This window comes from Microcystis sp. M53603_WE2 (assembly GCF_030065435.1).
Map to the genome: position 1 here is coordinate 1 of NZ_JASJFF010000507.1, position 4,442 is coordinate 4,442.

Consider the following 4,442-nt stretch of genomic DNA (forward strand, 5'->3'; position numbering starts at 1 on the left):
CTATCCGGGTTGTGTGGCCGATACACCCCTTTTCCGCAACCATTACCCCTTTTTCCAGCAGTTTTTCCCCTGGTTCCAGAAAAATATCACCGGTGGCTATGTTTCCCAAGAATTAGCCGGGGAAAGAGTCGCTATGGTGGTTGCTGACCCCGAATACCGTCAATCCGGTGCTTACTGGAGTTGGGGCAATCGTCAGAAAAAAGAGGGTAAATCCTTTGTTCAAAGGGTTTCTCCTCAAGCTCGCGACGATGAAAGAGGGGCAAAAATGTGGGAATACAGCGCTAAATTAGTCGGATTGGCCTAATTTCCGATTTTGAGCCTGAAAAAGGACACAAGGTAACTTGTGTCCTGCCGAAGCGGGGAGCGCCGGAGCAGCAAGAAACAATCCATAACTGGGTTTTTAAAGTTCGATTAGCAGTTAATCATATTATTAAAAACGGATTTGGTATTATTCCGATTTTACTGCAAGCTTTGGCCAATCTTGACGGAAAAGATTAGTCAACTTTCCTCAAAAATTACTTGATCGATAAAAATTTTTAAGTCAGAAAATTCAAAAATTGCTGGATGATAAAAGCATTAGACAAATCGATAAAAAATGCCCCCACCAAAGGAACAATAATAAATGCCTGGGGAGAAGCCCCAAAATGTTCCGTCACCGCGGTCATATTGGCGATAGCTGTGGGAGTTGCCCCTAGAGTTAAACCCAAATAACCGGCGCAAACTACTGAAGCATGATAGTTTTTTCCCATTACGGGAAAGACCAGTAAAACAGTATAAATAATACTGAGTGAGAACTGCACTAATAACAGGATAGCAATCGGTCCGGCCAAATCGATCAATGTCCATAATTGTAAACTCATCAAGGACATAGATAGGAATAAACCGAGACTAACATCAGAAATTAAGGCTAAAGAGGGCGTATTAGCGGGCCAAGGAAAGCGTTTCAACACCAAAGGTACGGTATTAGTCAGGATAATTCCTGCCAATAAACAGGGGACAAAATCCGGTAATTTTAAACCAAGGGGAGTTGCCCAGTAGTTAATCTGATTACCTAAACCGATAGTTAAACCAATCACTAAGATTGAATGGAGCATTGTATTGTAATCGATATTGACATTCCTCTGGCTTTGTTTAATTCCCACCGTTAAATCTTGGTCTTGATTATTGGCTCGCAGTCGATTTCTCGTAATTAACCATTTAGCCACCGGTCCGCCAATAATTCCCCCTAAAACTAGCCCAAAAGTAGCACTAGCTACACCGATTTCTGATGCTTTGGCGATGCCATAATTATCACGAAAAATAGAAGCCCAAGCAATGGCAGTCCCGTGACCGCCACTCAAAGAAACGGAACCAGCAATCAAACCGATGGGTAAATCTAATCCCATCACTTTTGCCACTCCTAACCCGGCTAAATTTTGTAGAATGAGATAAACCACGGCGGTTATTAATAAAATTAGCAAGGGTTTACCCCCTTGCAGCAGGGTTTTTAGTTTTGAGGACAGTCCGATAGTAGTAAAAAAAACGATTAACAGGGCATCCCGAACATTAAGGGTAAATTCAATTTGCCATTTAAAAACAGCAAAAAATAGACCGAAAAATAAGGAAGCCAAGACACCACCAGCAACGGCATCAGGAATGTTATAATCTTGTAGAAATTTGATATTTTTGGTTAAATACTTACCGAGATAGAGGACTAGAATAGCCATAATAATTGTCTGGCGTTGGCTAAATTGGTAAATTTCCATTTTCTTAATCTTAGTCCTCCAAGATGGTTCACTTAAGTTTAGTCCTAATTTTCGGTGACAGCCTTATCTTTAAGAAAGCCGCAAGGAAAAAAGGACACAAGGTAGCTTGTGTCCTTGCCGAAGCTATGAACTTAATTTTTATTTAGCGTCGGAGAATTCCGCATCGATGACATCATCGCCACCACCAGCACCACCAGAGGGGCCATTGCCATCATTGCCACCGGTGGGATTACTAGGGGCCCCTTGCTGATACATACTGCTACCGATCGCGTAGAGGGCTTGTTGTAATTCCGGTAGGATGGTTTTGATCTTACCATCGTCGTCTTGAGCGATCGCTTCTTTCAGATCTTTAATCAATGCCTGGGCTTTATTTTTCTCGGATGGGGGAACCTTATCGCCCAACTCGGCTAACTGCTTCTCAGCTTGATAAACGAGGGAATCAGCTTGATTTTTGCGTTCAATGTGTTCACGACGTTCCTTATCGACCGAGGCGTTCGATTCTGCCTCATTAACCATGCGTTCCACTTCATTTTGGGGCAAGGTAGAAGCGCCGGTGATGCTGATCGATTGTTCTTTTCCTGTACCTTTATCCTTAGCGGTGACATTTAAAATACCGTTAGCATCGATGTCGAAGACCACTTCGATTTGAGGCACACCACGAGGAGCGGGAGGGATACCATCGAGTCGGAAAGTTCCCAAACTCTTGTTATCTTTGGCCATTTCCCGTTCCCCTTGCAGGACGTGGATTTCCACGTTAGTTTGTCCATCTACTGCCGTGGAGAAAACTTCCGATTTTTTGGTGGGAATAGTGGTGTTGCGGGGAATAATCCGCGTCATCACACCGCCGAGGGTTTCCACACCCAAAGACAAGGGCGAAACATCAAGCAGAAGAATATCTTTGACTTCACCGGCGAGAACACCACCTTGAATAGCGGCGCCGACGGCTACCACTTCATCGGGGTTAACGCTTTGGTTAGGATCTTTGCCCAGAACTTTTTTAACTAATTCTTGAACGGCGGGAATCCGGGTTGAACCACCGACGAGAACCACTTCATCGAGGGCAGATTTATCGATTTTGGCATCACGGATGGCATTTTCGACGGGAATGCGACAGCGATCGATTAAATCGGCGCAAATTTCCTCAAATTTAGCTCTGGTTAAAGTGGTATCTAGGTGTTTTGGTCCTTCGGCGGTAGCGGTGATGAAGGGCAGGTTAATTTCCGCTTGGGTAACGCTAGAAAGTTCAATTTTGGCTTTTTCTGCCGCTTCTGTGAGACGTTGCAGGGCTTGTTTATCTTGACGGAGATCTATTCCTTCAACTTTTTTGAATTCTCCGGCTAAATAATCGACGATTTTTTTATCGAAGTCATCACCACCGAGATGAGTATCTCCAGAGGTAGCGAGAACTTCAAAGACACCATCACCCACTTCTAGAACCGATACGTCAAAGGTTCCCCCACCCAAGTCAAAAACGAGAATAGTTTCGTTAGCTTTTTTGTCTAATCCGTAGGCAAGAGAGGCGGCAGTGGGTTCGTTGATAATGCGGAGAACTTCAACCCCAGCAATTCTCCCGGCATCTTTGGTGGCTTGACGTTGGGAGTCATTAAAATAAGCGGGTACGGTGATGACTGCTTGGGTAACGGTTTCGCCGAGGTATTTACTGGCATCTTCCACCAGTTTCCGCAGTACCTGGGCGGAAATTTCTTCGGGGGAGAATTGTTTGCCCTGGGCGGGACAGTCTAATTTAACGTTGCCGTTGCCGTCTTGGAGAGTTTTGTAGGATACTTCTGTGGCTTCGTTGGTAACTTCGTTGAATTTCCGGCCGATGAAGCGTTTGACGGAATAAAAGGTATTTTGCGGGTTCATTACCGCTTGACGTTTGGCGATTTGTCCTACTAGGCGGTCGCCATTTTTGGCGTAGGCGACGACTGAGGGCGTGGTTCTAAATCCTTCGGCGTTGGCGATAACGGTGGGTTTACCCCCTTCCATAACCGCGACGCAGGAGTTAGTCGTCCCTAAGTCAATTCCAACTACTTTTCCCATAATCTTTGTGCTGCTCCGATACAACTATAGTGACTTCTAGAATCGGAACTGTACTCGGTTTTTAGGCGATACCCACCCCTATCAGTTCCTTCGTTATCTCTATAGTGCAAAATAACCCCGCTTTCTTGATAGTGTAGGTATCCGAACCTTTTTGGTAGTATTGCTAATGTCAGTTCGGGATCAAAGAGTTAGTGGTGAAGGAAAGGAGTCAGAAGTGAGACAAACTCTTAGTTCTTACCACTCCATGCTCGCTCTCCTTGGTTTCCCTGGAGTGGTGGTGGAAATCCCTCACTTCCTCTCTTTTAAGTAGAAAATATGAATCTCAGACATCAAGATCATTACCAGAGTTCAGAAATTTACCGCACTTTACGGCTCTTCTCGACTTTGTGTGATAATTTTTGCTTATGGAATCGTGAAATGCTTATCGGGCAAGACTTTTAGGGCTATTTTGCGGAAGAAAGTATCAGTATAGACCTCGTTTCCACACAGAAACCAGAAGAGCCACTTTACTTTATTAATAACTGAAAGATCGTGCTAAGTAGGGAGGCACAATTATTTGTAGGATGGGTTAGCGGTAGCCTAACATGAGCGGGCGTTGGGTTTCATGCTTCAACCCAACCTACGTTCATCTTATATTTAATTCCACCCACCTAC

2 protein-coding genes and 1 pseudogene are annotated in these 4,442 nt (G+C 44.5%); 1 reads left to right on the forward strand and 2 read right to left on the reverse strand.

The features are described from left to right. A pseudogene (locus PX481_RS10575) lies at window positions 1-304 on the forward strand (protochlorophyllide oxidoreductase); the annotation flags it as partial. A 232-nt stretch (window positions 305-536) separates the two neighbouring features. On the opposite strand, the gene gltS reads toward PX481_RS10575, so the two are convergent. Beyond that, the gene (gene gltS, locus PX481_RS10580) at window positions 537-1,745 is read right to left on the reverse strand and encodes a sodium/glutamate symporter (RefSeq protein ID WP_002759736.1); all 1,209 of its coding nucleotides are present in this window, start codon (window positions 1,743-1,745) and stop codon (window positions 537-539) included. Between the two features lie 138 nt (window positions 1,746-1,883). Beyond that, window positions 1,884-3,788 (reverse strand): molecular chaperone DnaK, encoded by a 1,905-nt coding sequence (gene dnaK / locus PX481_RS10585; RefSeq protein ID WP_002759737.1) that lies wholly within the window; start codon window positions 3,786-3,788, stop codon window positions 1,884-1,886. Window positions 3,789-4,442: the final 654 nt, after the last annotated feature.

What these genes read in the sequence shown, in the direction of transcription:
- gltS (WP_002759736.1), bottom strand. Translation starts at nt 1,745, where the DNA reads ATGGAAATTTACCAATTTAGCCAACGCCAGACAATTATTATGGCTATT.
- dnaK (WP_002759737.1), bottom strand. Translation starts at nt 3,788, where the DNA reads ATGGGAAAAGTAGTTGGAATTGACTTAGGGACGACTAACTCCTGCGTC.